This window comes from Allgaiera indica (genome assembly GCF_900106675.1).
GTDB classification, from domain to species: Bacteria; Pseudomonadota; Alphaproteobacteria; order Rhodobacterales; family Rhodobacteraceae; genus Acidimangrovimonas; species Acidimangrovimonas indica.
This window is the reverse complement of the sequence record NZ_FNOB01000001.1, coordinates 218,232-241,024: the sequence shown is the minus strand read 5'-3', so window position 1 is coordinate 241,024 and position 22,793 is coordinate 218,232. Positions and strand designations below refer to the sequence as shown.

Annotated in this window: 25 protein-coding genes, 1 tRNA gene and 1 riboswitch; of the genes, 15 read left to right on the top strand and 11 right to left on the bottom strand. The window is 68.1% G+C overall.

Annotated features, from left to right (window positions below; translation table 11 throughout):
* Positions 1-19 precede the first annotated feature (19 nt).
* Positions 20-120: riboswitch (TPP riboswitch) on the bottom strand.
* 144 nt (positions 121-264) lie between these two features.
* On the top strand, positions 265-1,152 hold the full coding sequence (locus tag BLV97_RS01130; RefSeq protein ID WP_035844035.1) for an SPFH domain-containing protein: 888 nt from the start codon (positions 265-267) through the stop codon (positions 1,150-1,152).
* Positions 1,149-1,436 carry an NfeD family protein gene (locus tag BLV97_RS01125; protein WP_035844036.1) on the top strand — a complete coding sequence of 96 codons (288 nt, stop codon included), beginning with the start codon at positions 1,149-1,151 and terminating at the stop codon, positions 1,434-1,436. Before BLV97_RS01130 ends, BLV97_RS01125 begins: the two co-directional genes overlap by 4 nt.
* A 301-nt stretch (positions 1,437-1,737) precedes the next feature.
* Here BLV97_RS01125 and pyrF read toward each other — a convergent pair whose 3' ends face one another.
* On the bottom strand, positions 1,738-2,487 hold the full coding sequence (gene pyrF / locus BLV97_RS01120; RefSeq protein WP_051646150.1) for an orotidine-5'-phosphate decarboxylase: 750 nt from the start codon (positions 2,485-2,487) through the stop codon (positions 1,738-1,740).
* Between the two features lie 331 nt (positions 2,488-2,818).
* On the opposite strand from pyrF, the gene clpS reads away from it, so the two are divergent.
* The 3 genes from clpS to BLV97_RS01105 are packed head-to-tail and all read left to right on the top strand — an operon-like array spanning position 2,819 to position 5,043.
* Entirely contained in the window at positions 2,819-3,160 is a 342-nt protein-coding gene (gene clpS / locus BLV97_RS01115; RefSeq protein ID WP_035844057.1) for an ATP-dependent Clp protease adapter ClpS, read from the top strand.
* A 25-nt stretch (positions 3,161-3,185) separates the two neighbouring features.
* A complete protein-coding gene (locus BLV97_RS01110; RefSeq protein ID WP_092163906.1) occupies positions 3,186-4,184 on the top strand; it encodes a class I SAM-dependent methyltransferase in 999 nt (332 codons plus the stop codon).
* A gap of 43 nt (positions 4,185-4,227) precedes the next feature.
* Positions 4,228-5,043: an SDR family NAD(P)-dependent oxidoreductase gene (locus BLV97_RS01105; protein WP_035844609.1), complete on the top strand. Its 816-nt coding sequence runs from the start codon at positions 4,228-4,230 to the stop codon at positions 5,041-5,043.
* Between the two features lie 54 nt (positions 5,044-5,097).
* Here BLV97_RS01105 and BLV97_RS01100 read toward each other — a convergent pair whose 3' ends face one another.
* The gene (locus tag BLV97_RS01100) at positions 5,098-5,493 is read right to left on the bottom strand and encodes a hypothetical protein (protein ID WP_035844611.1); all 396 of its coding nucleotides are present in this window, start codon (positions 5,491-5,493) and stop codon (positions 5,098-5,100) included.
* A 122-nt stretch (positions 5,494-5,615) separates the two neighbouring features.
* Here BLV97_RS01100 and hemF point away from each other — a divergent pair, with 122 nt between their 5' ends.
* The 4 genes from hemF (at position 5,616) to BLV97_RS01080 (ending at position 9,965) form a co-directional block, all read left to right on the top strand.
* Positions 5,616-6,506, top strand: a complete 891-nt coding sequence (gene hemF, locus BLV97_RS01095; RefSeq protein ID WP_035844613.1) for an oxygen-dependent coproporphyrinogen oxidase — start codon at positions 5,616-5,618, stop codon at positions 6,504-6,506.
* Complete coding sequence (locus BLV97_RS01090) at positions 6,497-7,225, top strand: HAD family hydrolase (protein ID WP_051646182.1); 729 nt, start codon at positions 6,497-6,499, stop codon at positions 7,223-7,225. Before hemF ends, BLV97_RS01090 begins: the two co-directional genes overlap by 10 nt.
* 175 nt (positions 7,226-7,400) lie before the next feature.
* On the top strand, positions 7,401-9,188 hold the full coding sequence (locus tag BLV97_RS21475) for a D-alanyl-D-alanine carboxypeptidase family protein (protein ID WP_244520926.1): 1,788 nt from the start codon (positions 7,401-7,403) through the stop codon (positions 9,186-9,188).
* 84 nt (positions 9,189-9,272) lie between these two features.
* Positions 9,273-9,965 (top strand): fumarylacetoacetate hydrolase family protein, encoded by a 693-nt coding sequence (locus BLV97_RS01080; protein WP_035844615.1) that lies wholly within the window; start codon positions 9,273-9,275, stop codon positions 9,963-9,965.
* Positions 9,966-9,974: 9 nt separating this feature from the next.
* Here BLV97_RS01080 and BLV97_RS01075 read toward each other — a convergent pair whose 3' ends face one another.
* Positions 9,975-11,051, bottom strand: coding sequence for a bifunctional transcriptional activator/DNA repair enzyme AdaA (locus BLV97_RS01075; protein ID WP_035844617.1), 1,077 nt, complete (start codon positions 11,049-11,051; stop codon positions 9,975-9,977).
* 176 nt (positions 11,052-11,227) lie between these two features.
* Here BLV97_RS01075 and BLV97_RS01070 point away from each other — a divergent pair, with 176 nt between their 5' ends.
* Together BLV97_RS01070 and BLV97_RS01065 are read left to right on the top strand one after the other, a co-directional pair.
* The gene (locus BLV97_RS01070) at positions 11,228-11,590 is read left to right on the top strand and encodes a response regulator (RefSeq protein WP_035844619.1); all 363 of its coding nucleotides are present in this window, start codon (positions 11,228-11,230) and stop codon (positions 11,588-11,590) included.
* A gap of 95 nt (positions 11,591-11,685) precedes the next feature.
* Positions 11,686-12,042, top strand: coding sequence for a hypothetical protein (locus BLV97_RS01065; protein ID WP_035844621.1), 357 nt, complete (start codon positions 11,686-11,688; stop codon positions 12,040-12,042).
* A 33-nt stretch (positions 12,043-12,075) separates the two neighbouring features.
* Here BLV97_RS01065 and BLV97_RS01060 read toward each other — a convergent pair whose 3' ends face one another.
* The 3 genes from BLV97_RS01060 to BLV97_RS01050 form a co-directional block, all read right to left on the bottom strand.
* Positions 12,076-12,882 (bottom strand): 3'(2'),5'-bisphosphate nucleotidase CysQ, encoded by an 807-nt coding sequence (locus tag BLV97_RS01060; RefSeq protein WP_035844623.1) that lies wholly within the window; start codon positions 12,880-12,882, stop codon positions 12,076-12,078.
* Positions 12,869-14,215, bottom strand: a complete 1,347-nt coding sequence (locus BLV97_RS01055) for a TldD/PmbA family protein (protein WP_035844625.1) — start codon at positions 14,213-14,215, stop codon at positions 12,869-12,871. The genes BLV97_RS01060 and BLV97_RS01055 overlap by 14 nt, the downstream gene beginning before the upstream one ends.
* Before the next feature lie 105 nt (positions 14,216-14,320).
* Positions 14,321-15,832: a DUF2125 domain-containing protein gene (locus BLV97_RS01050; protein WP_035844627.1), complete on the bottom strand. Its 1,512-nt coding sequence runs from the start codon at positions 15,830-15,832 to the stop codon at positions 14,321-14,323.
* A gap of 122 nt (positions 15,833-15,954) precedes the next feature.
* Between BLV97_RS01050 and BLV97_RS01045 the strand changes: the two genes are divergently transcribed.
* From BLV97_RS01045 to BLV97_RS01035, 3 genes are read left to right on the top strand one after another with little or no spacing between them, the layout of a single operon-like run.
* Positions 15,955-16,719: an SDR family oxidoreductase gene (locus BLV97_RS01045; protein ID WP_244520925.1), complete on the top strand. Its 765-nt coding sequence runs from the start codon at positions 15,955-15,957 to the stop codon at positions 16,717-16,719.
* Positions 16,716-17,330, top strand: coding sequence for an enoyl-CoA hydratase/isomerase family protein (locus BLV97_RS01040; protein WP_035844629.1), 615 nt, complete (start codon positions 16,716-16,718; stop codon positions 17,328-17,330). Before BLV97_RS01045 ends, BLV97_RS01040 begins: the two co-directional genes overlap by 4 nt.
* Positions 17,327-17,974, top strand: a complete 648-nt coding sequence (locus BLV97_RS01035; protein ID WP_035844631.1) for a pseudouridine synthase — start codon at positions 17,327-17,329, stop codon at positions 17,972-17,974. The genes BLV97_RS01040 and BLV97_RS01035 overlap by 4 nt, the downstream gene beginning before the upstream one ends.
* A gap of 18 nt (positions 17,975-17,992) precedes the next feature.
* On the opposite strand, the gene BLV97_RS01030 is transcribed toward BLV97_RS01035, so the two are convergent.
* The 5 genes from BLV97_RS01030 to BLV97_RS21090 all read right to left on the bottom strand — a co-directional run bounded on the left by BLV97_RS01030 (position 17,993) and on the right by BLV97_RS21090 (position 22,621).
* Positions 17,993-18,925, bottom strand: a complete 933-nt coding sequence (locus BLV97_RS01030) for a L,D-transpeptidase (RefSeq protein ID WP_051646184.1) — start codon at positions 18,923-18,925, stop codon at positions 17,993-17,995.
* Positions 18,926-19,140: 215 nt separating this feature from the next.
* Complete coding sequence (locus BLV97_RS01025; protein ID WP_035844633.1) at positions 19,141-20,352, bottom strand: aminopeptidase P family protein; 1,212 nt, start codon at positions 20,350-20,352, stop codon at positions 19,141-19,143.
* A gap of 352 nt (positions 20,353-20,704) precedes the next feature.
* A complete protein-coding gene (locus BLV97_RS01020; protein WP_035844635.1) occupies positions 20,705-21,181 on the bottom strand; it encodes a DUF2948 family protein in 477 nt (158 codons plus the stop codon).
* Complete coding sequence (gene murA / locus BLV97_RS01015) at positions 21,178-22,446, bottom strand: UDP-N-acetylglucosamine 1-carboxyvinyltransferase (RefSeq protein WP_092163905.1); 1,269 nt, start codon at positions 22,444-22,446, stop codon at positions 21,178-21,180. The genes BLV97_RS01020 and murA overlap by 4 nt, the downstream gene beginning before the upstream one ends.
* A 10-nt stretch (positions 22,447-22,456) precedes the next feature.
* A complete protein-coding gene (locus BLV97_RS21090; protein WP_176992622.1) occupies positions 22,457-22,621 on the bottom strand; it encodes a hypothetical protein in 165 nt (54 codons plus the stop codon).
* Positions 22,622-22,706: 85 nt separating this feature from the next.
* Here BLV97_RS21090 and BLV97_RS01010 point away from each other — a divergent pair.
* Positions 22,707-22,781: transfer RNA gene (locus tag BLV97_RS01010), tRNA-Thr, on the top strand.
* Positions 22,782-22,793 lie beyond the last annotated feature (12 nt).

Sequence of the window (22,793 nt, the reverse complement as noted above, 5' to 3'; positions counted from 1 at the left end):
CGGCGGCCGGGGCAGTGGAGGATCATCCTGTCACCTTCCCTCCGCCGGTCTTAACCGGTTCAGGTTCAACGGGTTTGCGATCGCATCTCAGCCCGGCTTGCGGCACCCCGAGGTGGCACCAGCATAGCCCTGGCCGCGGCGCTTGCAAGCCGGCTTGCATAGGCGCTGCGGGCGTGCCGGGCCGTGCGGAACTTGCCCGCAGCCACGATTCAGGGGCATACTTGTCCCGCAGGCCGCGCTCCGGCCAGGTTTTCGAGGCAGGTCATGGACATCAACGAGTTTCTCGCAACGAACGGGGTGACGCTTTTCCTAGCCGCCTTGGTCATCCTCGCGGTCTGGAAAGCGGTGAACATCGTGCCGCAATCGGAAAAGCATGTGGTCGAGCGCTTCGGCCGGCTGCGCGCGGTGCTTGGCCCCGGCATCAACTTCATCGTGCCGTTTCTCGACCGGGTGGCGCACAGGATTTCCATCCTCGAACGCCAGCTGCCCAATGCCGAACAGGACGCGATCACCAAGGACAACGTGCTGGTGAAGGTCGAAACCAGCGTTTTCTACCGCATCCTGCAGCCGGAAAAGACGGTTTACCGCATCCGGGACGTCGACGGTGCGATCTCGACCACCGTGGCGGGCATCGTGCGCGCCGGTATCGGCGAGATGGACCTTGACGAGGTGCAGTCCAATCGCCAGCAGCTGATCGACCAGATCAAGGCCCAGGTGGCCTATGCGGTCGAAGATTGGGGAATCGAGGTGACGCGGGCCGAAATCCTGGATGTGAACCTCGACCAGCAGACCCGCGACGCCATGCTTCAGCAACTCAACGCCGAACGCGCCCGCCGCGCCCAGGTGACCGAGGCCGAGGGCCGCAAGCGCGCGATCGAGCTGAAGGCCGATGCCGACCTCTACGCCGCCCAGAAGGCCGCCGAGGCCCGCCGGATCAGTGCCGATGCCGAAGGCTACGCGACCCAGGTCGTCGCCAAGGCGATCGCCGACAACGGGCTTGAGGCCGCGCAATACCAGGTCGCCTTGAAACAGGTCGAGGCGCTGACCGCCGTGGGCCAGGGCGCGGGCAAGCAGACCATCTTCGTGCCGGCGAATGCCCTGGAAGCCTTCGGCGACGCCTTCAAGATGCTCAAGGGCAAGGGGGGCGCATGAGCTGGACGGATTGGTGGGTCTGGGTGGTCGGCGGGCTGCTGCTGGGGATCTTCGAGATCCTGATGCCCGCCTTCGTCTTTCTGGGCTTCGCGATCGGCGCGGTGCTGACCGGGCTGATCCTTTGGTCAGGGCTGCCGCCCGCGGCCTGGATGGGGGATGATCTGTTCCGCCATTTCCTGATCTTCGGGGTGCTGTCGTTGATCGCCTGGCTGGGTCTGCGCGCGGTCGTCGGACTGCGCAAGGGGCAGGTGCGGATCATCCATCACGATATCAACGACAACTAGGCCGCGGCTCAGCGGCCCCGGGGTGCGGCGGTCGCCGCAAGCGAAACGCGCACGCCTGACAGCGGGTGTTTGCCGATCCGGGGCGGCCTGTCGGGCAAGTCCCCGCCGGTGACGGCGTCGGCGGATGAACCGGGCCGGCGGGTTGCGGGTTTTCCTTCCATCGCGGGGCATAGGAACGGCGTGGCCGACCGCCCGGGACCACCCCGCGAAGGCTGCCGGTTCCGCACCCCCAGGTAGGATCGGGCAGTTGGCCTGCGCGGCAATTCTCGGCCGTCTGGCCTGGCGGGTCGGTCCTGCATTCCTAGGGCCGGCTCGCCCCCGCGGCACGGATTTCCGCCACCACGGCCTGCGCCGCGGCCCGCGGATCCGAGGCCGACCGGATCGGCCGCCCTACGACGACATGATCGGCGCCGCGCGCGATGGCCTGGGCCGGCGTCGCCACGCGTTTCTGATCCCCCGGCGCCGCGCCCACGGGGCGCACGCCCGGCGTCACGATCAGCCTGCCCGCGGCCTCGGGCAGCGCCCGGATCTGCGCGGCCTCGGCCGGAGAGGCGATCACCCCGTCGGCCCCGGCCGCCAGCGCCCGCGCCGCGCGTTCCACGGTAATTTCGGTCAGATCGCCGGGCCGGATCATGTTGGCGTCCAGGTCCTCCCGATCGAGCGAGGTCAGCACCGTCACCGCCAGGATCTTCAGATCCGAGCCGCGCTTGCCCTCCTGTGCCGCGCGCACCACCTGCGGGTCGCCATGGACGGTCAGGAAATCCAGCTCGAACTGCGCGATCCCGCGCGCCGCGGCCTCGATCGTCGCGCCGATGTCGAACAGCTTCAGATCCAGGAAGATGCGCTTGCCGTGCTCGGCCTTCAGCTCGTTCGCCAGCGCCATCCCGCCGCCCGCCAGCATGCCCAGCCCGATCTTGTAGAAGCTGACCGCATCCCCGATGCGCCCGGCCAGATCCAGCCCCTCGATCACGTTCGGCACGTCCAGCGCCACGATCAGCCGATCATCCGCCTGGGACAGCCCCGCAGGGCCCGGATTAGAGCGTGAGTTCATGATTGGGGATCCTTTCGCCGGGTTGCGCGGTTTTAGCGAAGCCCGCGAACCCCGGCAAGCGGCGGTGGCGGCGACAGGGCATACCGTTCGCGAGTGCATGTTCGCAAGTGTATCCGGACGCGCCGCCAAGCCCCGCCCAGGCTGTGAATCGCTGGCGGGCCGCTGCGTGCGGCGCAAACGCCGATAAGGTCTGCGCAGGCGCCGGGAATGCCGCCTGCGGCCACGCGCCTCTTTTCTCAGACGCCAGGCAGGTTATATTGAACCTTCGACCAGACACCCTTCGACCGGAGCCTGCCTTGTGATTTTCCCGGCGACCATTTCGCCCTTGAACCTGTCCGCCCAGAAGGGTGGCACTGGCAATCGTCAGGGCGACCGCGAGGGCGAGGGCGGGCTGCTGACCCAGACCAAGAGCAAGACCCAGCGCCCGCCGCTGTACAAGGTGCTGCTTCTGAACGACGATTACACGCCGATGGAATTCGTGGTTCATGTGCTGGAACGCTTCTTCGGCCTTTCCCATGCACAGGCTTTCGAGATCATGCTGACGGTGCACAAGAAGGGCCTGGCCGTGGTCGGCGTGTTCTCGTTCGAGGTGGCCGAGACCAAGGTCGCGCAGGTGATGGATTTCGCGCGCCGTCATCAGCACCCGCTGCAATGCACGATGGAAAAGGAGTAGCGCCGCAGCCCGCGGCCGCACCGCCATGCGTTCATCCCGCCTTTCGCTTGCGCTGGAAACCGGCGCCGTTCGCCTACCCGATTCGGGGCGCATCGCGCTGTTTCGTCCGGCGGGGGACGAGGATCTTTCCCCGCTGCCGGCGGACAGGATCGAGGTGATCCAAAGCTTTCGGCCCGATCACGATGCGCTGACCCGGCGCGGGCTAAAGGTCGTCGCCGTGCCAGAGGGCGATTACGCCGCGGCGCTGGTGTGCCTGCCCCGCGCCCGCGCCGAAGGCCGCGCGCTGATCGCCGCCGCCGCCGCGCACCTTCCCCCGGGCGCGCCGCTTCTGATCGACGGGCAAAAGACCGACGGCATAGATTCCATGCTGAAAGAACTGCGCGCCCGCACCCCGGTAGGCGTGCCGCTGTCAAAGGCGCATGGCAAGCTCTTCGCCCTGGAAAATCCCGGTGCGCGTGCCTTCGCCGACTGGCTGGCCGCGCCGCAGCCGGTGGCAGAGGGCTTCATCACCCTGCCCGGCGTCTTCTCGGCCGACGGGCCGGACAAGGCCTCGGTTCTGCTGGCCCGGTCGCTGCCGGCGAAGCTGCCTACCCGGGTGGCCGATCTTGGCGCCGGCTGGGGATACCTTGCGCGTGCGATCCTGGCCCGCGACGGCGTCGAGGAACTGCACCTGATCGAGGCCGAGAGGACCGCGCTTGATTGCGCGCGGCAAAACATCACTGATCCGCGGGCGCGGTTTCACTGGGCCGACGCGACCCAGCCCTGCCCGGGCGCGCCGTTTCAGGCCATCGTCACCAACCCGCCCTTTCATGCGGGCCGTGCCGCCGACCCGGCGCTGGGCGTGGCCTTCATTGCCTCGGCCGCGCGGATGCTGACGGGTTCGGGGCAGCTCTGGCTTGTCGCGAACCGCAACCTGCCTTATGAACGCAGCCTTGCAACGCTGTTCCGCGAGGTCGAGGAAATCGCCGGAGATTCAGCCTTCAAGGTGCTTCACGCCACGCGCCCCGCGCCCAACGCGCGCTGATACCGAACCGCCCCCAAACGCCAAAACCGATCACGAGGAAGTCATGTCCTTCGCCATCGCCGGAAAGACCGCCATCGTCACGGGTGCCGCAAAGGGCATCGGCCTGGCCATCGCCCGCCAGTTCGTCGAGAAAGGCGCGAACGTGATGTTCGCCGATATGGATGAGGCCCGCCTGGCCAACGAATTGGGCGACGCGGCGGGCGATGACGGCCCGATCCGCATGTTCGGCGGCGATCTGCGCCAGAAGTTGACCATCGCCAACCTGCTGTCGGCCACGATCGACGCCTTCGACCGGGTCGACATCCTGGTCAACGCCAGCCGCCAGATGTACGCCGCCGATCCGCTGGACGCCGACGAAGACGGCGTCGAGGCGCTGCTGGAACAGAACCTGCTGACCAGTCTTCGGGTATCGCAGCAGGTCGCCCGGCGGATGATCCAGCAGGCCGAACGCGACAGCGCCGAGGCGAACGGCGCCGCGATCGGGTCGATCATCAACATCTCGTCGATCGCCGCGCGGCGATCGCAACCCGAACTGATGGCCTATTCGATCTCTTGCGCCGCGCTTGACCAGATGACGCGTTCGCTGGCGGTGGCGCTGGCGCCCAAGCGGATCCGGGTGAACGCGATCGCCTTTGGGTCGGTGATGAGCACCTCGCTGAAGGAGGCGCTGAAGGACCACCCCGAGATGCGCCAAGAGATCCGCGCGCATACGCCGCTGGAACGCATCGCCGCGCCGGGCGAATTGGCGGACGCGGCGCAATTCCTGGCTTCGGATGGGGCGGGTTTCATGACCGGCCAGATCCTGACGCTGGACGGCGGGCGCAGCCTGCTTGATGCGGCCTCGGCGCCGGTCCACTAGACGCCCGCGCCGCCAGCCCTGCGTTCCCGCCCCCCCGTCGCTATCGGCGCGTCGCTAACCCTTGTCGGGAAACGCCGCACGGCAGGCTTCGACGGCGGGGCTGGCCGTGCGCTCCAGTTCGCGGCGCTTGACCTCCAGCTGCGCCAGCTGACGCTTGGCCTCGGCGATGTCGAAGGCGGCCGGGCGGGCCACGGTGGCCGGCGTGTCGATCAGGCACATGCCGGGGCCGTCGTCGGAATAGGGACCACCGCAGAAGACCCAGCGCGGCATCACCGTCGGGGTCGGCACCAGCGCGTAGCCGCGCGCGATATCGGTCTTCAGCCGCGCGATCAGCCCCTCAACCACCCGCAGATCGCGGGTATGCTGGTTGATGCAGCGCTGCTGCGGCGTGGCGCAGGCGGCCAGCGTCAGCACGATGGCCAGGGCGGGTAGGGTGGTGATCGGGCGCATGAGCGTCTCCATGGGCGGCGCGCCAGCATAGCGCCTGCCGCGCGATTCCCAAATCCCCCGCTATCCTCTTGCGCCGCGCGCGGGGCGGCCTATGGTCGGGGCCCGCTGCGAAGGAGATCGCGATGAGCCAGGATTTCGACGCCCGCAAGGACCGTGCCGCCGCGTGGTTCCGCGCCCTGCGCGACAAGATCGTCGCCGCCTTCGAGGCGCTCGAGGACGAACAGGCGACCGGGCCCTTCGCCGCCCTTCCCCCCGGCCGATTCGAGGTGAGCCCGACCAAGCGCGCCTCTGACGACGGCGGTGACGCGGGCGGTGGGCTGATGAGCGTGCTGCGCGGCGGGCGCCTGTTCGAGAAGGTCGGCGTGAACTGGTCGCAGGTGCATGGCACGCTGGGCGAAGCCGCGCAGCAGGCGATGGCGGCCCGCGGCGTGCCCGGCGTGGCCGAGGATCCGCGTTTCTGGGCGTCGGGGATCAGCCTGGTCGCGCATATGCAAAACCCCCATTGTCCGGCGGTGCACATGAACACGCGGATGTTCTGGACGCCGTCGGCCTGGTGGTTCGGCGGCGGGACGGATCTGAACCCCTGCCTCGAATATCCCGACGACACCGCCTTTTTCCATGGCGTGCTGAAGGAGCATTGCGACCGCCACAACCTTGACTACTACCCCGGTTTCAAGGCTTGGGCGGATGAGTATTTCTTCGTCCCCCATCGCGGCCGCGCGCGCGGCGTCGGGGGGGTCTTCTTCGACGATCTGAACACCGGCGATTGGGATGCCGATTTCGCCTTCACCCAGGAGGTGGGGCGTGCCTTCCTGCCGGCGTTCCTGGGCGTCACGCACCGCCGCCGTGACATGCCTTGGACCGAAGCCGACCGCGATACCCAGTTGATCCACCGCGGCCTTTATGCCGAATACAACCTGGTCTACGATCGGGGGACGAAATTCGGGCTGGCCACCGGCCATGACGCGAACGCGGTGCTGATGAGCCTGCCGCCGATCGCGAAATGGCCCTGAGCACAACCCCGCGGGAGGAGGCCTTGGCCCAGCTCACCACCATCGGCTTCGACGCCGACGACACGCTCTGGCAGAACGAGCAGTTCTTCCGCATGACGCAGGACCATTTCGCGGAACTGCTGAAGGACTACGCCGAACCCGCGCATCTAGAGGAGCGGCTGCTTGCCGCCGAGCGCCGGAATGTCGGCCATTATGGCTTTGGCATCAAGGGGTTCACCCTTTCGATGATCGAGACCGCGATCGAGGTGACCGAGGGCCAGGTTCCGGCCGCGGTGATCTCTGACCTGATCGCCGCGGGGCAGGAGATGCTGCGCCATCCGGTCGAGCTGCTGCCCCATGCGCGGGCCACGGTCGAGGCGCTGGCGGGCCGCTATCGGGTGGTGCTGATCACCAAGGGCGATCTGCTGGATCAGGAGCGCAAGCTGGCGCAATCGGGTCTGGGCGATCTGTTCGACGGCGTCGAGATCGTCAGCAACAAGACCGCCCCGGTCTATGCCGAGATCTTCGCCCGCCATGGCGGCGGCGCGGGGCAGGCGATGATGGTGGGCAATTCGATGCGATCGGATGTGATCCCCGTGCTCGAGGCCGGCGGCTGGGGGGTATTCGTGCCCCATGACCTGACCTGGGCGCTGGAACATGACGCCGCGCCGGTCGGGCATCCGCGGTTTTGCGAACTGCCGGACCTGGGCGCGCTGCCAGACCTGCTGGAGCGGCTCTGACGTGGTCACGATCTTGGGCGGCGTCGCGCGCGGGATCGCAACATATTTCCGGGATTTTGTGAACAGAGCCTGAAAAACCATTGAAACACGGGGGTTTTCGCAAGCGCTGACCCGTGCTATCCTGAAGCGAAGCAGTAAATCGCCCCGCGCCAAAGACGGGGTAAGAGGCAGGACAATGGGCAGTGACGTGATGACGCAAGTCGGGCGGAATCTCCGTAATTTGTGGATATGGGCCGGGGTTTCCGGTGGCCTGCTGCTCTGGGCCGCCGGGGTTCAGGCCGCGCCCTATGCGGCCTATGTCATGGATGCGCGGACCGGCCAGGTTCTTTATTCCAAGAATGCCGATGCGCGGCTGCATCCGGCCTCGCTGACGAAGATGCTGACGCTGTATATCTGTTTCGACGCGATCCAGCGCGGTGAGATCAGCCTGGATACCGTGGTGACGGTGTCGCGCGAGGCGGCGGCGCAGCCGCCTTCGCATCTGGGGCTGCGGGCGGGGCAGAAGATCAAGCTGCGCTATCTGATCCGCGCGGCTGCGGTGAAATCGGCCAATGACGCGGCCTGGGCGATTGCCGACGCGATCTCCGGCAATGTCACCGAATTCGCCAAGCGGATGAATGCAACGGCAAAGAAACTGGGGTTGCGGGATTCGCATTTCGAGAATCCAAACGGGCTGACGCTGGCCGGGCATTTGTCCTCGGCCCGCGACATGGCCATCCTGGGGCGCCACCTGTTCTACGATTTCCCGCAGTATTACAACATCTTCTCACGTCGCTCGACCTACGCGGGCGTGGCCGAGGTCTATTCGACGAACCGCAAGTTCCTGAATTCCTATGCCGGCGCGGACGGGATCAAGACCGGCTACACCTATGCGTCGGGGTTCAATCTGGTCGCCTCGGCCAGACGCGGCGGCAAGCGGATCATCGCGGCGGAGTTCGGCGGCTCCTCGGTCGCGAACCGCAACGCCAAGATGGCCCAGCTACTGGATCTGGGCTTCAAGCGGGCGCCGGCGCATGTCGCCGTGCAGCGGCCCAAGAAGCCGAACCTCGACCGGATCGCGGCGATGTATACGATCCATCCGAAGGCGACCCGGATCGCGCTTGCGCATGACAGGGCCTCTGCCGTTGCCTTGGCGTCCAGCCCGCGGCCGTCGCGCCGGCCGGTCGCCGCGCCACCGAAGGCGCTGATGGTGGCGATGAAGGACGATATTTCCAGTGCGCTAAGCAGCATGGCCGTCGCGAACGCGGCCGACGTCAAGGACAGCCCTGCCGCGCCCACGCCGGCCGAGGCCGCCGCCGTCCCGATCAAGGCCGCTTTGCCGGATGCCGACCGCACCGATATCGGCACCAGCGGCCGGCCCAACATGCCGCCGCCCCTGCGCCCGGCCGCGCTTGGGGGGGCATCGCTGGGCGCCACGGCCCAAGCCGCCAGCCCCACGCCCGCACCCGACCACCAGACACCGGCCGTCGCGGCGCAGACCGCGACCGCCGATCAGACCGAAGTGGTCAAGCCGATCGTCGCCGTCGCTTCGGCCGAGACCGGGCGGGTTCACAAGGTGCGCGCGACCGATCCGGCCGAGGCGCCTTCCGGCCCCGCCGTTGCGGATGCCGCGGCGCCGCTGCCGCGGCCGACCGATTCCGGCGGGGTGCTGTTTGCCTCGATCGCGCCGCGCGACGTGCCCCGCCCCGAGGCGCGCCCGGTCGTCGTGACCCGGATGTCAAGCACGGGCGGGCGTAACTGGGGCGTCAACGTCGGGCGTTTCGCGTCGCAGTTCCAGGCCGAGAAGGCGCTGCTGCGCACCGCGCTGGCCGAAAGCAGTGCGCTGTCCGATGGGCAGCGCAAGGTGGTGCGCCGCCCGAACGGGTTCGATGCGAACTTCATGGGGCTGACCCAGGACCAGGCCGCGCTGGCCTGCGCCCGGCTGCAGGCGCGCGATATCCAGTGCTTTGCCCTGGCCCCCTGATCGCCGCGCACCACTTCGGCCCTTCGCGGCCCACCATTGCGGCCCTCTGCGGATCGGCGCATAGAGGCGTCAGGAGGACGTCCCATGCCTGATTTCGCCATTTCTCCCCCCGCTGTTCCCAGCGTCGCGATCGCCGGATCGACGGCACGCTTTCCGGTGCGGCGGATCTTCTGCGTCGGCCGCAATTATGCCGACCACGCCCGCGAGATGGGCGCCGATCCGAACCGCGAGCCGCCGTTCTTCTTCACCAAGCCGGGCGACACCGTGATCGACGACGGCGCGGCGCTAGCCTATCCCCTGGCCACCACGAACCTGCATTACGAGGCCGAACTGGTCGCGGCGATCGGCACCGGCGGGGTTGAAATCCCGGCCGATCGGGCGCTGGCGCACGTCTGGGGCTATGCGGCGGGCAACGACCTGACCCGGCGCAACCTGCAGGCCGAGGCGAAGCAAATGCGCCGGCCTTGGGACATGGCCAAGGGTTTCGACAACTCGGCCCCCTGCGGGCCGCTGCTGCCGGTGGCCGAGCATGGGCATCCGGACCCCGGCGCGCGGCTGACCTGTAGCGTGAATGGTCAGGTGGTGCAGGACACGACCCTTGATCAGATGATCTGGCCGCTGCCCGACATCATCGCCTTCCTGTCCGCGCAGGTGGAATTGCTGCCCGGCGATCTGATCTATACCGGCACGCCGGCCGGGGTGGGCGCGCTGACGGCGGGTGATGTCTGCGTCGTCACGGTCGAGGGCGTGGGCCAGGTCACCACCACGATCACCTGAGCGCGGCGATCAGCTTGGCGCCGGGGCGAACTGGCGCTCCAGTTCGATCAGCCGCTGCTTGCGCCACAGCCCGCCGCCATAGCCGGTAAGCGCCCCGTCGGCGCCGATCACCCGGTGGCAGGGCACGATCAGCGCGATCTGGTTGGCCCCATTGGCGCGGGCCACGGCCCGCACCGCATCGGGCCGGCCGATGGTTTGTGCCACCTGGGTGTAGGATCGCGTCTCTCCAGCCGGGATCGCGCGCAGCGCCTGCCAGACGCGCCGGGTGAATGGTGTGCCATGCAGCGATAGCGGGACGGCAAAGTCGGCGGAACGGCCCTCGAAATAGGCGGCAAGCTCTTGCGCGATCAGGTCGTGCGGCGGCAGGGTGCCGACGCCAAGGCTGCCGCGCACCGCCGCGTGCAGGCGCCGCAGCTCGGTCGGCAGGGCCTTGCGTCCGACGAATTCCAGCAGATGCAGCGTCCGTGCATCCGTCACCGCGATCATCGGCCCAAGCGGCGTTTCCAGCCAATCGGCCCGCAGCAGCGCGTCGCGGGCCAGCGCGCCGGGGGCGACCCCCAGCAACCGGGCGAAGGCCGCGCGAAAGGCCGAGGGGGATTCGAAGCCGGCCTCCAGCTGCGCCTCGATCACCTTGCCCCCCGCGGCCAGCGTCTTCAGCCCCGCGCCCAGGCGCCGCTGGCGGGCAAGATCCAGGAATGTCACGCCGAAATGCCGCCGGAAGACCCGGCGCACGGTGGACAGATCGAACCCGGCCGCGGTCACGCGCGCTTCGGTCCAGCGCACCTCGGGCGCGGCGTCGAGCGCGGCCAGAAGGGCGTCGACCAGGGGATCGGCCAAGGCCTCGGGGGCCAGGGGGTGGCAGCGTCGGCAGGCACGGAACCCGGCCGCAAGCGCAGCGGCCGGCGAAGGGAAGAAGCGGCAATTTTCGGGGCGTGGCTTGCGTGCCGGGCATGTCAGGCGACAGAAGATACCTGTCGACGTAACGCCGACGAACGCCCGTCCGTCCCAAGCCGAATCACGCGCAAGCAAGGCTGCATAAAGAACCGAATCCTGCGGAAGCCCGGTGTCATATCCTTGCGCGATCATGGTCCCAGTCCCTTTTCCTACCCTTTTCTACACTGTCGAAACGGCCCCGTTCGCCCAAAATCGGGCATGAAATGGCCGAAACGTCGGCGGTTGCTGTCAAAAGGCCGCATCATTTGCTAATCTTTCCCCCGAACGGGGTCGGCGGGATGCGGTGAAAAAGGTGGGGAAGCAACGGCATGCCCGTTCTCATTGTCGAACATGACACCGAGCGCGCCCGGCGCTGGCAGACCTCTCTCCAGTGCCAGGGGTTGGAGGTCATTTCCGTTCCCGGCCAGCGCGAGGCCGTCATCGTCATGCAGACCCGAAGCGTCAGCCTGCTGGTCGTCAATCTCGACCTGACCGAGGGTAGCGCGCTGACGGTGGCCGATTTCGCCAGCTATCGCCACCCGAATGCCAAGGTGATCTTCCTGACCGACAGCAACATGTTCTCTGACGGGTCGATCTTCATGCATGCCGGCAACGCCTGCGCCTATCTGCCAGCCTCGACCCCACCCGAGGATCTGGTGGCGATGGTCGAGCATTTTCGTTCCGTGGCGTGACCCCGGCGGGTCACGGGCGTGGCACAAAGACGTGAAACCTTTACTTGATTTTCGGAGTTTGGGCGTCAGACTTTGTCTGTCTGTAGGAGGCTGCCATGCTGGAACATCTGCCCGCGGAGATCCGCGAAAGTCTGAAACTGGCGCGCAAGGAAGATCAGCGGCGCCGGTCGCGCCTGCGGGTCCATGTGGGGGATGCGGTCTATCCGGTCCTGCGCCTGTGGGACGGCGGCTTTGCCCTGGATGCCGCATGCGACCCACAGCTGCGCGGTGTGGTCGACATCTACGATGGCAGCCGACACCTGTACCGCGCGCTGATCGTCGCCTCGACCGAGGACAACGCCGAGGGCGAGGTGATTTGCGAATTCAAGCTCAATACCGCCGTGGTCGATACCCCGCCGCGCGATTTCGTCCAGGCCGAGAACGCGCCCGCGGGGCTGATCGGCAAGGCCTGACCCGCCAAGGCATGACGGGGGCCTGAAGGATGCCTAGCCGGCGGATCCGGGCGGGGAAGCCACGGAGAGACGGGTCATCAGCGCCGCGTGCAGCTTTGGTGGCGCTGCCAGCATGCCGGCGGCACGGGGCGTCGGCGCGTTGTAGGCCAGTGGCCGGCCCAGCTTGTCACTGACGGTCGCACCTGCCTGCCGCGCGATCAGATCGCCCGCCGCGATGTCCCACTCGAACGCGTCGCGCAAGGTGATCGCGGCATCATAGCGCCCCTCGGCCACCAGGCACAGCCGATAGGCTAGCGAGGTATGAAAGCTTCGGCGTACCGCGGGCACCCCACCGGGCCACAGCCCCGGCCGCAGTCCCGCCTGCGAGGTCAGCAGCGTCGCGCCATCGGCCCTCGTCGCGGGCGAGACCGCCAGCGGTGCCCCATCGCATTGCGCCGGCGTGTCCAGGCTGGCGGAATAGAACCGTCCCAGCGCCGGCAGGAACACGGCCGCCGCGACCACCCTGCCGCGCCGGGCGATGGCCAGCGAATGGGCGAAGGTGTCCTCGCCGCGCAGGAAGGCGCGGGTGCCGTCGATCGGGTCGATGATGAACACATGCTCGGCCTCCAGCCGCGCGGGGTCGTCCTCGCTTTCCTCGGAAAGCCAGCCGTAATCGGGCCGGGCGGCACGCAGTTCCTGGGCAAGCATCCGGTTCACGGCCAGGTCGGCCTCTGTCACCGGGCCGGCACCGTCGGCCTTTTCCCAGGCATCGGGGGATTTCCGCCAGTAGCGCAGCGCGATCCGCCCCGCTTCGCGCGCGGCGTCGGTCAGCAGCGCCAGATCGTCGTCAGGCGCCGGCAAGCGTCAGCCCCTCGACCAGCAGCGAGGGCACGACGGTGGACAGATGCAGCCGCGCATCGTTGGCCGGAATGATCCGGCGCAGCATGTCGCGCAGGTTGCCCGCGATGGTGCATTCGTTCACCGGATAGGCGATTTCTCCGCCCTCAACCCAGAAGCCCGCGGCGCCGCGCGAATAATCCCCGGTGGTCGGGTTCACCGACGAACCCATCATCGAGGTCACCAGAAGGCCGGTGCCCATCTCGGCGATCAGATCCGCGCGGCTTTTCTTGCCCTGGGTCAGCGCCACGTTGGTGATGCCGGGCGAAGGCGGCGACGAGGTCCCGCGCGAGGCGCTGGCGGTGCTTTCCATCCCCAGCTTGCGCGCCGTGCCCAGATCCAGCGTCCAGCCGGTCAGCACACCGCGATCGACGATCGCGCGCGCCGTCGCCGGCAGCCCCTCGGCATCGAAGGGCCGGGTCGATCCCGCGCGGGGGCGCAAGGGATCCTCGATCAGGCTCAGCCCTTCGGGCAGCAACGACTCGCCCAGCGCGTCGCGCAGCCAGCTGGCGCCGCGCGCGATGGCATTGCCGTTCACCGCGCCCAGCAGATGCCCGATCAGCGAGGCCGCGACACGTTCATCGTAAAGCACCGGATAGGCGCCGGTGCGTGGCTTGCGCGCGCCGGCCCGTTCCACCGCGCGTTCGCCGGCGGTACGGCCGATCTCTTCGGGGCGCATCAGATCGGCCTGCCAGACCCGACCGTCGCCGAACCCGTCGCGTTCCATCTTCGTGCCCTCGCCGGTGATCGCCACGCAATGGGTGGCGCGCGAGGTGCGGGCATAGCCGCCCGAAAAGCCGTTGGTCGCAGCCAGATGGATGCGGTTGCGGCCATACCCCGCACCGGCGCCCTGCACCTGGCTGACGCCCTTCACCGCCAGCGCGGCGGACTCGGCGCGGCGTGCGTCGTTCTCCAGTTCGGCGGGGTCGGGCTCATCGGTCGGGTCGGCCATTTCCAGCGCCGCCAGATCCCAAGAAGTTGCCAGTTGTGACGGATCGGCCAGCCCCACCGTAGCATCCTCGGGCGCCTCGCGGGCCATGGCGACGGCGCGTTCGGCCACCGCGCTAAGGGTTTCCGCACGCGTGTCCGAGGCCGAAACGCAGGCCTGGCGCGTCCCGATCAGAACGCGCAGCCCAAGTTCCACCGCCTCGGACCGTTCGGCCTGTTCCAATACGCTGCCCCGCACGTCGATGGACACAGAGGTGCCTTCGGCCACCAGCGCATCCGCGGCTTCGGCGCCTGCCTTGCGGGCGGCATCCAATAGGGCATGGGCGAGGGTTTCGAGACTGTCGGACATGCGGCTCTCTCTCTGCTCTGCGCGAATTCCTTCCGGCCTATCCCGGCTGCGCCCGCCGCGCAAGACGCGCACCGGCGCCGGGCCGGAAGGCGGTCGCAAACGCCGCTATTTCACCCGTCGTCCGTTCGCCAGCACATGACCGTCCCTGGTGAATGCGATCTTCGAGACCAGTGTGCCGGACGTCTTGCCCGGCTCGGTCAACGCCGCCAGCATAACCCTGGCCTCGGTCGCCCGGTCCTTGGGCACCAGCTCCATCCTGACCAGATCCTTGATCAGCGTCTCGACGCCGGCCATGCGCAGGTCGATCTCGCCCGTGGGCGCAGGCTTCGCCGCGCCCGCCGCTTGTTGGAAGGCCAACGCGCCATGCCCCGAAAGCGTCGCCCCCGCGACCGCCAGCTTCAGCGACTTGAGGTCGATCGTGTCGGGCCTGGCGGGCAAAGCCCGGGCGCCCCCCGGCGTCTGGGCCCGCCCAGCGAAATCCCCAAGGACCGTCATCTTGCCGGCCAGATCCGCCGCCATGGTCCAGGGATCATGCGGCAGCAGGTCCCCGGGGTCGATCAGCCGCCAGATCCCCTTGCCCGTCGTCAACCGCTCCAGATCCAGCTTCATCGCGTAATCCTGCGGCGCCGCGTCGGGGCGCAGCGGCATCGTCACGTCAAGAACGGCGCGCGCCAGATTCAGCGACACCTTGGGCAGCGGCCCCTTGGGCAACGAGGCCGAAACCCCTGTCCGGCCGCTGGAAAGGTCAACGCTGACCCCGGGCGAAGCCATCGCGACGCTCATCCTGGCGTTCCGCACGGCGGCACTGCCGTGGCTATGGCCGTCCTTGAAGTCCAGCGAATAGTTTGCGTCGAGCGACCGGAAGCCCAGCCCCATCGACATAAAGGCACCAGCCTTCAATACCCGCGCCAGATGCCCTGCCGCCATGGCCCGGATATCGTGACCATCCAGCGCGAATGTCAGCCCCTTGACGTCAAGATCCAGAACGCCGCCCTGCGCGGCCCCGGGCCGCCCGGCCCTGAAAGCCACGGCCAGGCCGCCGACCTTGGCCGTCAAGGCGACGTTGACCGGGCCGTACCTGGCCGTGGTTGTGTTCTCCAGCCGTTCGGTCGCGCCGGTCAGGGTGGCCGTCAGCCCGACATGAGCCGCTTGATCGCCGACCCTGGCGTCGGTTATCCGCAGCGTCGCATCGCCCACGCTGAAATCATAGATCATGTCGTCGGGCCTGCCCGAGACCACGGCCTTCATGTGCTTCTGCGTGGCCAGCAGCGTGAACGACATCGGCGGCCTGCCCGGGGCCGCGACGTCAACCGCATAGGTCATCGTGGGCGACATGCGCATCGCGACCGTCCCGTCCGGCCTCTGGGTCAGGTCGATCTCGCCGATCGCGAACCGGGTGGTCGAGCCCTGGTTGATGATCGTCGTGTGCACGTCTTTCAGCGCCAGGGTCTTGCCGGTTCGCTTGCGGCTACCGACCGTGATGCCGTCCGTGCCGGACGCGAACGTCTTGGTCCAGTTCTGCCAGACCTGATCGACCGTGACATCCGCGAAGGCCGCCGATCCGGCCAGCAGCGCCGCCAGCGCCGCCGGTCCGGCCAGAATGATGTTGCCTCGCATGGCGATCCTTTGCACGGCGTCTGGTTGTAAAAACCCTTGCGCGGCAACCGGGGGCGGTCAAGGCTTTCCGTCCCCCGGGCGCTGCGCTAAGACTTCACGGATTGGCGATGAAGGAGACCGCGATGAGCGCGACGGCAGGAATGACGGGCAAGGTGGTGGCGATCACCGGGGCAAGCCGGGGGATCGGCGCAGAGGCGGCGCGGGCCTTTGCCAAGGCGGGGGCCAAGGTTGGTCTGATCGCGCGTTCCGAGGCAGAGATTTCCGCACTGGCGGCAGATCTCGGGGCGGGGGCCATCGCGTTGCCCTGCGACATCGCCTCATCGGCGGCGGTGATGGGCGCGGTGCAGCGGCTGGAAGGCGCCTTCGGCCCGGTCGACGTGCTGATCAACAACGCCGGGGTGATCGAGCCGATCGCGCCGCTGGCCCAGGCCGATCCCGCCGCCTGGGGCAAGGCGATCGACATCAATCTGAAGGGCGTGTTCCATGGGATGCGCGCGGTGATGCCCGGGATGATCGCGCGGCGCTCGGGCACCATCATCACGGTCAGTTCCGGCGCGGCGCACAACCCGCTGGAAGGCTGGTCGGCCTATTGCTCGGCCAAGGCGGGGGCGGCGATGCTGACCCGGGTCGCGCATCATGAGGCGGGGCCCGCGGGGCTGCGGATCATGGGCCTGTCGCCCGGCACCGTGGCGACCGAGATGCAGGTGAAGATCCGCGCCTCGGGCATCAACCCGGTCAGCCAGCTGGACCCGGGCGTCCACGTCCCCGCCGATTGGCCCGCCAAGGCGCTTTTGTGGATGTGCTCGGCAGAGGCCGACGACCTGCTGGGCGAAGAGGTACAGCTGCGCGACGAGGCGATCCGCCGCCGGATCGGCCTGACCGAATGATCGAGACGCGGGCCGAGGGCGGGCTTTGGACGCTGACCATCGACCGCCCCGAAAAGGCCAATTCCATGACCCGCGAGATGCTGGCCGCGCTGGCCGACGGCGTCGAACGCGCCGGGGCCGATGGCGCCCGCGCGCTGGTGCTGACCGGCACCGGCAAGGTGTTCTCGGCTGGGGCGGATCTGGACGAGGCGCGCGCCGGCCTTGCCCGCGATCCGGTGTGGGAACGGCTGTCGGGCGCCATCGCCGCGCTGCCCTGTCTGACGATCGCCGCGCTGAACGGCACGCTGGCGGGTGGGGCGATGGGCATGGCGCTGGCCTGCGATCTGCGCATCGCGGTACCGGGCGCCAAGCTGTTCTACCCGGTGATGAAGCTGGGCTTTCTGCCGCAGCCCTCGGACCCCGCGCGCCTGGCCGCGCTGGTCGGGCCCGCCCGTGCCAAGATGATCCTGATGGCCGGCGCCCGCATCGGCGCGGAAGAGGCCGCCGCCTGGGGCCTGATCGATCGTATCGTCGCCCCCGAGGCACTGGCCGCGACGGTCGCGGACCTGACCGTCGATGCCTGCGCCGCGCGCGCCGAACATGTCGCCGCGATCAAGCGGATGATCCCTTGAGCGACGCCTACGACCCGCCGCAAGAGGCGCTGCGCGTCCTGCACCACGACCATCACCTGTTGGTGCTGGACAAGCCCCCGGGCCTTTTGACGGTGCCGGGCAAGGGCCCGGACCTGGCCGATTGCCTGATCGCCCGCGCCCAGGCGGTGTTCCCCGAGGCGCTGCTGGTGCACCGGCTGGACCGAGACACCTCGGGGGTGATCGTCTTCGCGCTGACCAAGGCCGCCCAGCGCGACCTGTCGCTGCAATTCGAGACCCGCAAGACCAGGAAGATCTATGTCGCCCGGCTCTGGGGTGAAGTGGCGCACAAGACCGGCACCGTGGATCTGCCGCTGATCGTCGATTGGCCGAACCGGCCGCTGCAACATGTCGATCACGACCGCGGCAAGCCCGCGGTGACCGATTGGCGCGTGCTGAAGCACGAAGACGGCACCACCCGCGTGCGGCTGATGCCGCAGACCGGGCGCAGCCACCAGCTGCGGGTGCATATGAAGGAGATCGGCCACCCGATCCTGGGCGATCCCTTCTATGCAGACGGTCCGGCGCGCGATTTCCCACGCCTGATGCTGCATGCCGAAAGCCTGCGCCTGAACCACCCCGACGGCGGCCACGGCGCCACCTTCAAGGCCACCTGTCCGTTCTAAGGGGCGAGGCGGCGGCGGCTAGTAGACTTTCTTGGGCTGGCCGGTCGCCGCGGGGGTCAGCTGCGGCTGCTGCGCGCTCAGCGCCTGGGTGGCAGAGGCCACAGCCACGTCGGTCGCGGTTTCGCTGTTATCGAGGATTTGGTCGGCCAGCGGTCCGGTGACCTTCTGATCGGGATCATTGACCGGGGTCACATAGCCGTCAAATCCGGGCCGCAGCGGGCCGATCATCATAGCCGATTCGTCGGGCGTGCGCACATGGACCTGGGTTCCCCGCGGCACGCGGTTGTAGAGGTCGATGATATCCTGGTCGAACAGCCGGATGCAGCCGGCCGAGGTGGCCCGGCCGATGGTCGAGGGGTTGTTGGTGCCGTGGATGCGGTAATAGGTGTCGCGCCCGTTGCGATAAAGATAGAGCGCGCGCGCGCCCAGCGGGTTTTCCGGCCCGCCCTCGACGCCATCGGCGTAATCGCCATATTTTTCGGGCTCGGTCTCGATCATGTTCTGGGTCGGGCGCCAGCTGGGCCATTGCACCTTGCGCTCGATCACCCCGTCGCCCGAGAAGGTCTTGCCCTGCTTGCCGACGGCGCAGCCGTAGCGGATCGCCATCCCGTTCTCCAGCACCAGATACAGCCGGCGCGCATAGGGGTCGATGACGATATGCCCGGGCTGCTCGGAGCCGTTGTAATAGACCAGCGCCCTTGCGTTCGATCCGGTCAGATAGCCCGGGTTGACGGCCTGGATCGTATAGCCGTGATCCTGGATCGCCTGATAGCGGGCGATAGTGGCGGGCGAGGGCGCCTCGACCGGCGCAACGGCGGGATCGGTCTCGGACTTGGCCACATCGTCTGGCCGGCCGGCGCAGGCGGCAACCGCCCCGGTCATCGCGAAAGCCCCCAGAACGCGCAGCGTCTGGCGTCGGCTGACCAGAAGGGTCGGTTTGGCAAGGGTCATCCGGGCGTCCTTTCTTCAACTCGGGTCGGAACTTGCGCATCAGCGCCATGAAGCAAGTTTGGCGTCAAGCCCGACATATTCTTTTACGGTGCGAAGCTGCCTTGCCGCAACGCAACAATCATCACGCCAGTTCCGTGACACGTCCGACGCGCCCTGTTCGCCCGTTTTCGCGCCGACCCAAGGACCGCCGGACGTGAAGAAGAAATGCGCTGCGCTTACGCCAGGACGTTGGCCTCGGGGCCGTAGGGGAAGCCGGTGATGTCCTCGGACCCGTCCTCTCCGATCACCAGGATGTCATGCTCGCGGTAGCCGCCGGCGCCGGGCCGGCCCTCGGGGATGGTCAGCATCGGCTCCATCGAGATCACCATTCCCGGCTCCAGCACCGTGTCGATATCCTCACGCAGTTCCAGCCCGGCCTCGCGGCCATAGTAATGGCTGAGCAGGCCGAAGCTGTGACCATATCCGAAAGTGCGGTATTGCAGCAGGTCGCGCTCGGCCAGGAAGGCGTTGATCTGCGCCGTCACCTCGGCGCAGGAGGCACCGGGCTTGAGCAGGCTCATCCCGTATTCATGCGCGGCCACGTTCGCCTGCCAGTAGCCCTGGCTGGCGGCGTCGACCTCGCCCACGAAAAGCGTGCGTTCCAGCGCGGTGTAATAGCCCGAGATCATCGGGAAGGCGTTGAGCGACAGGATATCGCCGCGCCTCAGCTTGCGCGCCGTCACCGGGTTGTGGGCGCCGTCGGTGTTCGGCCCCGACTGGAACCAGACCCAGGTGTCGCGGTATTCGGCATCGGGGAAGCGCTTGGCGATCTCCAGCTCCATCGCGTCGCGGCCGGCCATGGCTATGTCGATCTCGCGCGTGCCCTCGCGGATCGCGTCGCGGATCGCGTAGCCGCCGACATCCGCCACCGCGGCGCCGGCGCGGATCAGGTCGATCTCGGCGGGGCTTTTCACCATGCGCTGCTGCATCGTGGCGGGCGAGATATCCATGCCGCGCGCCGGCTTCAGGAAGGCATTGATCTTTTCCGACTGCACCAGCGTCAGATGATCGGCCTCGAACCCCAGCGCGCGGCCCTCGCCCGTCACATGGGCTACCGCGCGCCAGAAATTGTCGCGCGTCCAGTCGGTATAGGTCAGGCTTTCGCCATGGCAGCGGCGCCAGGGCTGGCCCGCGTCGATGCCCGCGCTGATCGTGACGCAGGCGTCGCGGGTAACGACGCAGGCATAAGGACGCCCGAAGCTGCAATAGAGGAAGCCCGAATAATAGGCGATGTTGTGCATCGAGGTCAGGACCGCGGCGTCGAGCGAATGCAGATCCAGGATGTCGCGCAGTCCGGCGATGCGGTCTTCGTATTCCTCGGGCGCGAAGGGCAGCGGGGCCTTGTCACCGTTGGCGAAGCGATAGAAGGCGGGGCGTTTGGTGTTCATCGTTCAGACCTTAGGTTGAGGGCCTGGCGTCCGCCCGGGCCCCGAAAGGTCCCGGCGTGCAGGACGAGGGCGGGCCGGATACCGGATGCCGCCAAGCCCGGGGCGCGACCGGCCCCCTTGGCGACGCCATCGCCACCGGCTCGGGCGCCAAGATGCGGCGCGGGGGCCGGGCTGGCAAGGGCAAAGCGCAGGCCGGCCGGCAGGCGGGGGCGCTGCCCCCTGCTCCCCCGGCGTATTTGAGGAACAATGAAAGCAAGCAATGGGCGCTTCTTGATGTTCGCCTTGGTGGAAATACTCCACGGGGGTCCGGGGGTGTGAAACCCCCGGCGCCGAGATCGGCACCCCGGCCTGCCTAGGCCGGATGCTCCGGCGGCTTGCGCGAGGCCGCCGCATAGGGCCGCGTCACGTCCTTCAGCGTCACCTCCAGCGCCTCGACCTCGATCGCCAGCGCGCCGTCGCCGGCCAGCGTCAGCACCACGCGCCCGGCGCCGTCCTCGCCCGGCTCGAAGGCGACAGACAGCAGTGACAGCACCATCTCGCGGTCGTCGCGCGCGATGCCCTGGGTGCGCACCGACAGGGCGCCCTCGACCACCAGAAGCGCGCGCACCCGCTCATATGGGCGTCGCGCCACCTGGGCGGCCTTGTGGTCCTCCCAGCGGAAGCGGTTCAGCAGCAGCGCCAGCCGGCGCCGGCCTTTCTGCCAGGATATGTCTCCGGCCGTCAGGACCGCGTCCTGTACCAACGAGGACAGCACCTGCAGATCCTCGGCATCCCGCGCCGCCAGATAGAGCGGCTTCTCTCCCCCGTCCTCGAACCGTGCGTCGCTCATTGGCCCTTCACCCGTTCCACTTGCGCCCCGCAGGCGCCCAGCTTTTCCTCGACCCGCTCATAGCCGCGGTCAAGATGATAGACCCGGCTGACCAGCGTCTCGCCCTCGGCGCCCAGCCCCGCCAAGATCAGCGAAACGCTGGCGCGCAGATCCGTCGCCATCACCGGCGCACCCTTCAGCCGCTCTACCCCGGTCACCGTGGCGTGGCCACCGTGGACGTCGATATCGGCCCCCATGCGCATCAGTTCCGGCGCATGCATGAAGCGGTTCTCGAACACCGTCTCTTCCAGCACGCTGACGCCTTCGGCTGTGCACATCAATGCCATCATCTGCGCCTGCAGGTCGGTCGGGAAGCCCGGGAAGGGGGCGGTGACCACGTCAACCGCGCGCGCGCGCCCATTCTTGCGCGCCACCTTCAGCCCGCGCTCGGTCTCCTCGATCTCGGCGCCCGCGGCCTCCAGCTTGTCGCAGAAGGCGCCAATCAGGTCGCGCCGGCCGCCGAGGCACTCGACCTCTCCGCCGGCGATTACCGGGGCCAGCATGTAGGTGCCCAGCTCGATCCGGTCGGCGACCACCGGGTGGGTGGCGCCATGCAGCCGGTCCACGCCCTGGATCTCGATGGTCGAGGTCCCCTCGCCCGAGATCTGCGCCCCCATGGCGCGCAGGCATTTCGCCAGATCGACGATCTCGGGTTCACGCGCGGCGTTTCGCAGAACCGAGCCCCCCTTGGCCAGCACCGCCGCCATCAGGAAATTCTCGGTCGCGCCGACCGAGGCAAAGCGCATTGCGTAGCTGGCCCCTTTCAGCCCGCCGGGCGCCGTCGCGTGCAGATAGCCATCGCGCAGTTCGATCCCGGCGCCCAGAGCCTCGAGCGCGTCGATATGGATATCCATCGGCCGTGCCCCGATCGCGCAGCCGCCGGGCAGCGACACCACCGCTTTGCCAAGTCGCGCCAGCAAGGGCCCCAACACCAGGTTCGAGGCCCGCATCTTGCGCACGATGTCGTAATCGGCCAGCGGCGAAATCTCGCCATGCGAGGACATCGCCTGCACCTTGCCGCCCTGCAGCCCCTGCACCTCGACGCCCAGAGATTGCAGCAACAGCGTCATCGTGCGGATATCGGACAGCCGCGGCGCGTTGGTCAGGGTCAGCGGCTCTTCCGACAGAAGGGTCGCCGGCATCAGCGCCAGGCAGGCGTTCTTCGCCCCGGCGATCTCGATCGTACCGTTCAGCGCCGAGCCGCCCCGTACCAGAATGGAATCCATCAGCCTGCCCTCATGTTGTTTTGTCGTTGCTGTCGTCGCCGCGTGCCTGCGCCTGCGCACGCGCCTGTGCCTTGCGCCGCGCGATATTGGCCTTCAGCGCTGCCTTCAGGCGCTCTTCGCGGGCCGAAGGCGCGGGCTTGTCGGTGGGGTCGGACTTGCGGGGTTTTTGCTCCATGGGCCCTTCCTACAAGAGCGGCCGAAAAGGGTCCAGATTGCCCTTGCGCCGGGGGGCATCATCGTCTAATCAGCCGCCCACCGGCGCTGCTGTAGCTCAGTGGTAGAGCACTCCCTTGGTAAGGGAGAGGTCGACAGTTCAATCCTGTCCAGCAGCACCATTTCTTCCCGAG

Coding starts and splice junctions, on each gene's coding strand:
- BLV97_RS01030 (WP_051646184.1), bottom strand. CDS start 18,925: ATGACCCTTGCCAAACCGACCCTTCTGGTCAGCCGACGCCAGACGCTG.
- BLV97_RS21475 (WP_244520926.1), top strand. CDS start 7,401: ATGGGCAGTGACGTGATGACGCAAGTCGGGCGGAATCTCCGTAATTTG.
- hemF (WP_035844613.1), top strand. CDS start 5,616: ATGAGCCAGGATTTCGACGCCCGCAAGGACCGTGCCGCCGCGTGGTTC.
- BLV97_RS21090 (WP_176992622.1), bottom strand. CDS start 22,621: ATGGAGCAAAAACCCCGCAAGTCCGACCCCACCGACAAGCCCGCGCCT.
- BLV97_RS01105 (WP_035844609.1), top strand. CDS start 4,228: ATGTCCTTCGCCATCGCCGGAAAGACCGCCATCGTCACGGGTGCCGCA.
- BLV97_RS01090 (WP_051646182.1), top strand. CDS start 6,497: ATGGCCCTGAGCACAACCCCGCGGGAGGAGGCCTTGGCCCAGCTCACC.
- BLV97_RS01040 (WP_035844629.1), top strand. CDS start 16,716: ATGATCGAGACGCGGGCCGAGGGCGGGCTTTGGACGCTGACCATCGAC.
- murA (WP_092163905.1), bottom strand. CDS start 22,446: ATGGATTCCATTCTGGTACGGGGCGGCTCGGCGCTGAACGGTACGATC.
- BLV97_RS01110 (WP_092163906.1), top strand. CDS start 3,186: ATGCGTTCATCCCGCCTTTCGCTTGCGCTGGAAACCGGCGCCGTTCGC.
- BLV97_RS01045 (WP_244520925.1), top strand. CDS start 15,955: ATGAGCGCGACGGCAGGAATGACGGGCAAGGTGGTGGCGATCACCGGG.
- BLV97_RS01080 (WP_035844615.1), top strand. CDS start 9,273: ATGCCTGATTTCGCCATTTCTCCCCCCGCTGTTCCCAGCGTCGCGATC.
- BLV97_RS01055 (WP_035844625.1), bottom strand. CDS start 14,215: ATGTCCGACAGTCTCGAAACCCTCGCCCATGCCCTATTGGATGCCGCC.
- BLV97_RS01125 (WP_035844036.1), top strand. CDS start 1,149: ATGAGCTGGACGGATTGGTGGGTCTGGGTGGTCGGCGGGCTGCTGCTG.
- BLV97_RS01050 (WP_035844627.1), bottom strand. CDS start 15,832: ATGCGAGGCAACATCATTCTGGCCGGACCGGCGGCGCTGGCGGCGCTG.
- BLV97_RS01130 (WP_035844035.1), top strand. CDS start 265: ATGGACATCAACGAGTTTCTCGCAACGAACGGGGTGACGCTTTTCCTA.
- pyrF (WP_051646150.1), bottom strand. CDS start 2,487: ATGAACTCACGCTCTAATCCGGGCCCTGCGGGGCTGTCCCAGGCGGAT.
- BLV97_RS01075 (WP_035844617.1), bottom strand. CDS start 11,051: ATGATCGCGCAAGGATATGACACCGGGCTTCCGCAGGATTCGGTTCTT.
- BLV97_RS01070 (WP_035844619.1), top strand. CDS start 11,228: ATGCCCGTTCTCATTGTCGAACATGACACCGAGCGCGCCCGGCGCTGG.
- BLV97_RS01100 (WP_035844611.1), bottom strand. CDS start 5,493: ATGCGCCCGATCACCACCCTACCCGCCCTGGCCATCGTGCTGACGCTG.
- BLV97_RS01065 (WP_035844621.1), top strand. CDS start 11,686: ATGCTGGAACATCTGCCCGCGGAGATCCGCGAAAGTCTGAAACTGGCG.
- BLV97_RS01020 (WP_035844635.1), bottom strand. CDS start 21,181: ATGAGCGACGCACGGTTCGAGGACGGGGGAGAGAAGCCGCTCTATCTG.
- BLV97_RS01025 (WP_035844633.1), bottom strand. CDS start 20,352: ATGAACACCAAACGCCCCGCCTTCTATCGCTTCGCCAACGGTGACAAG.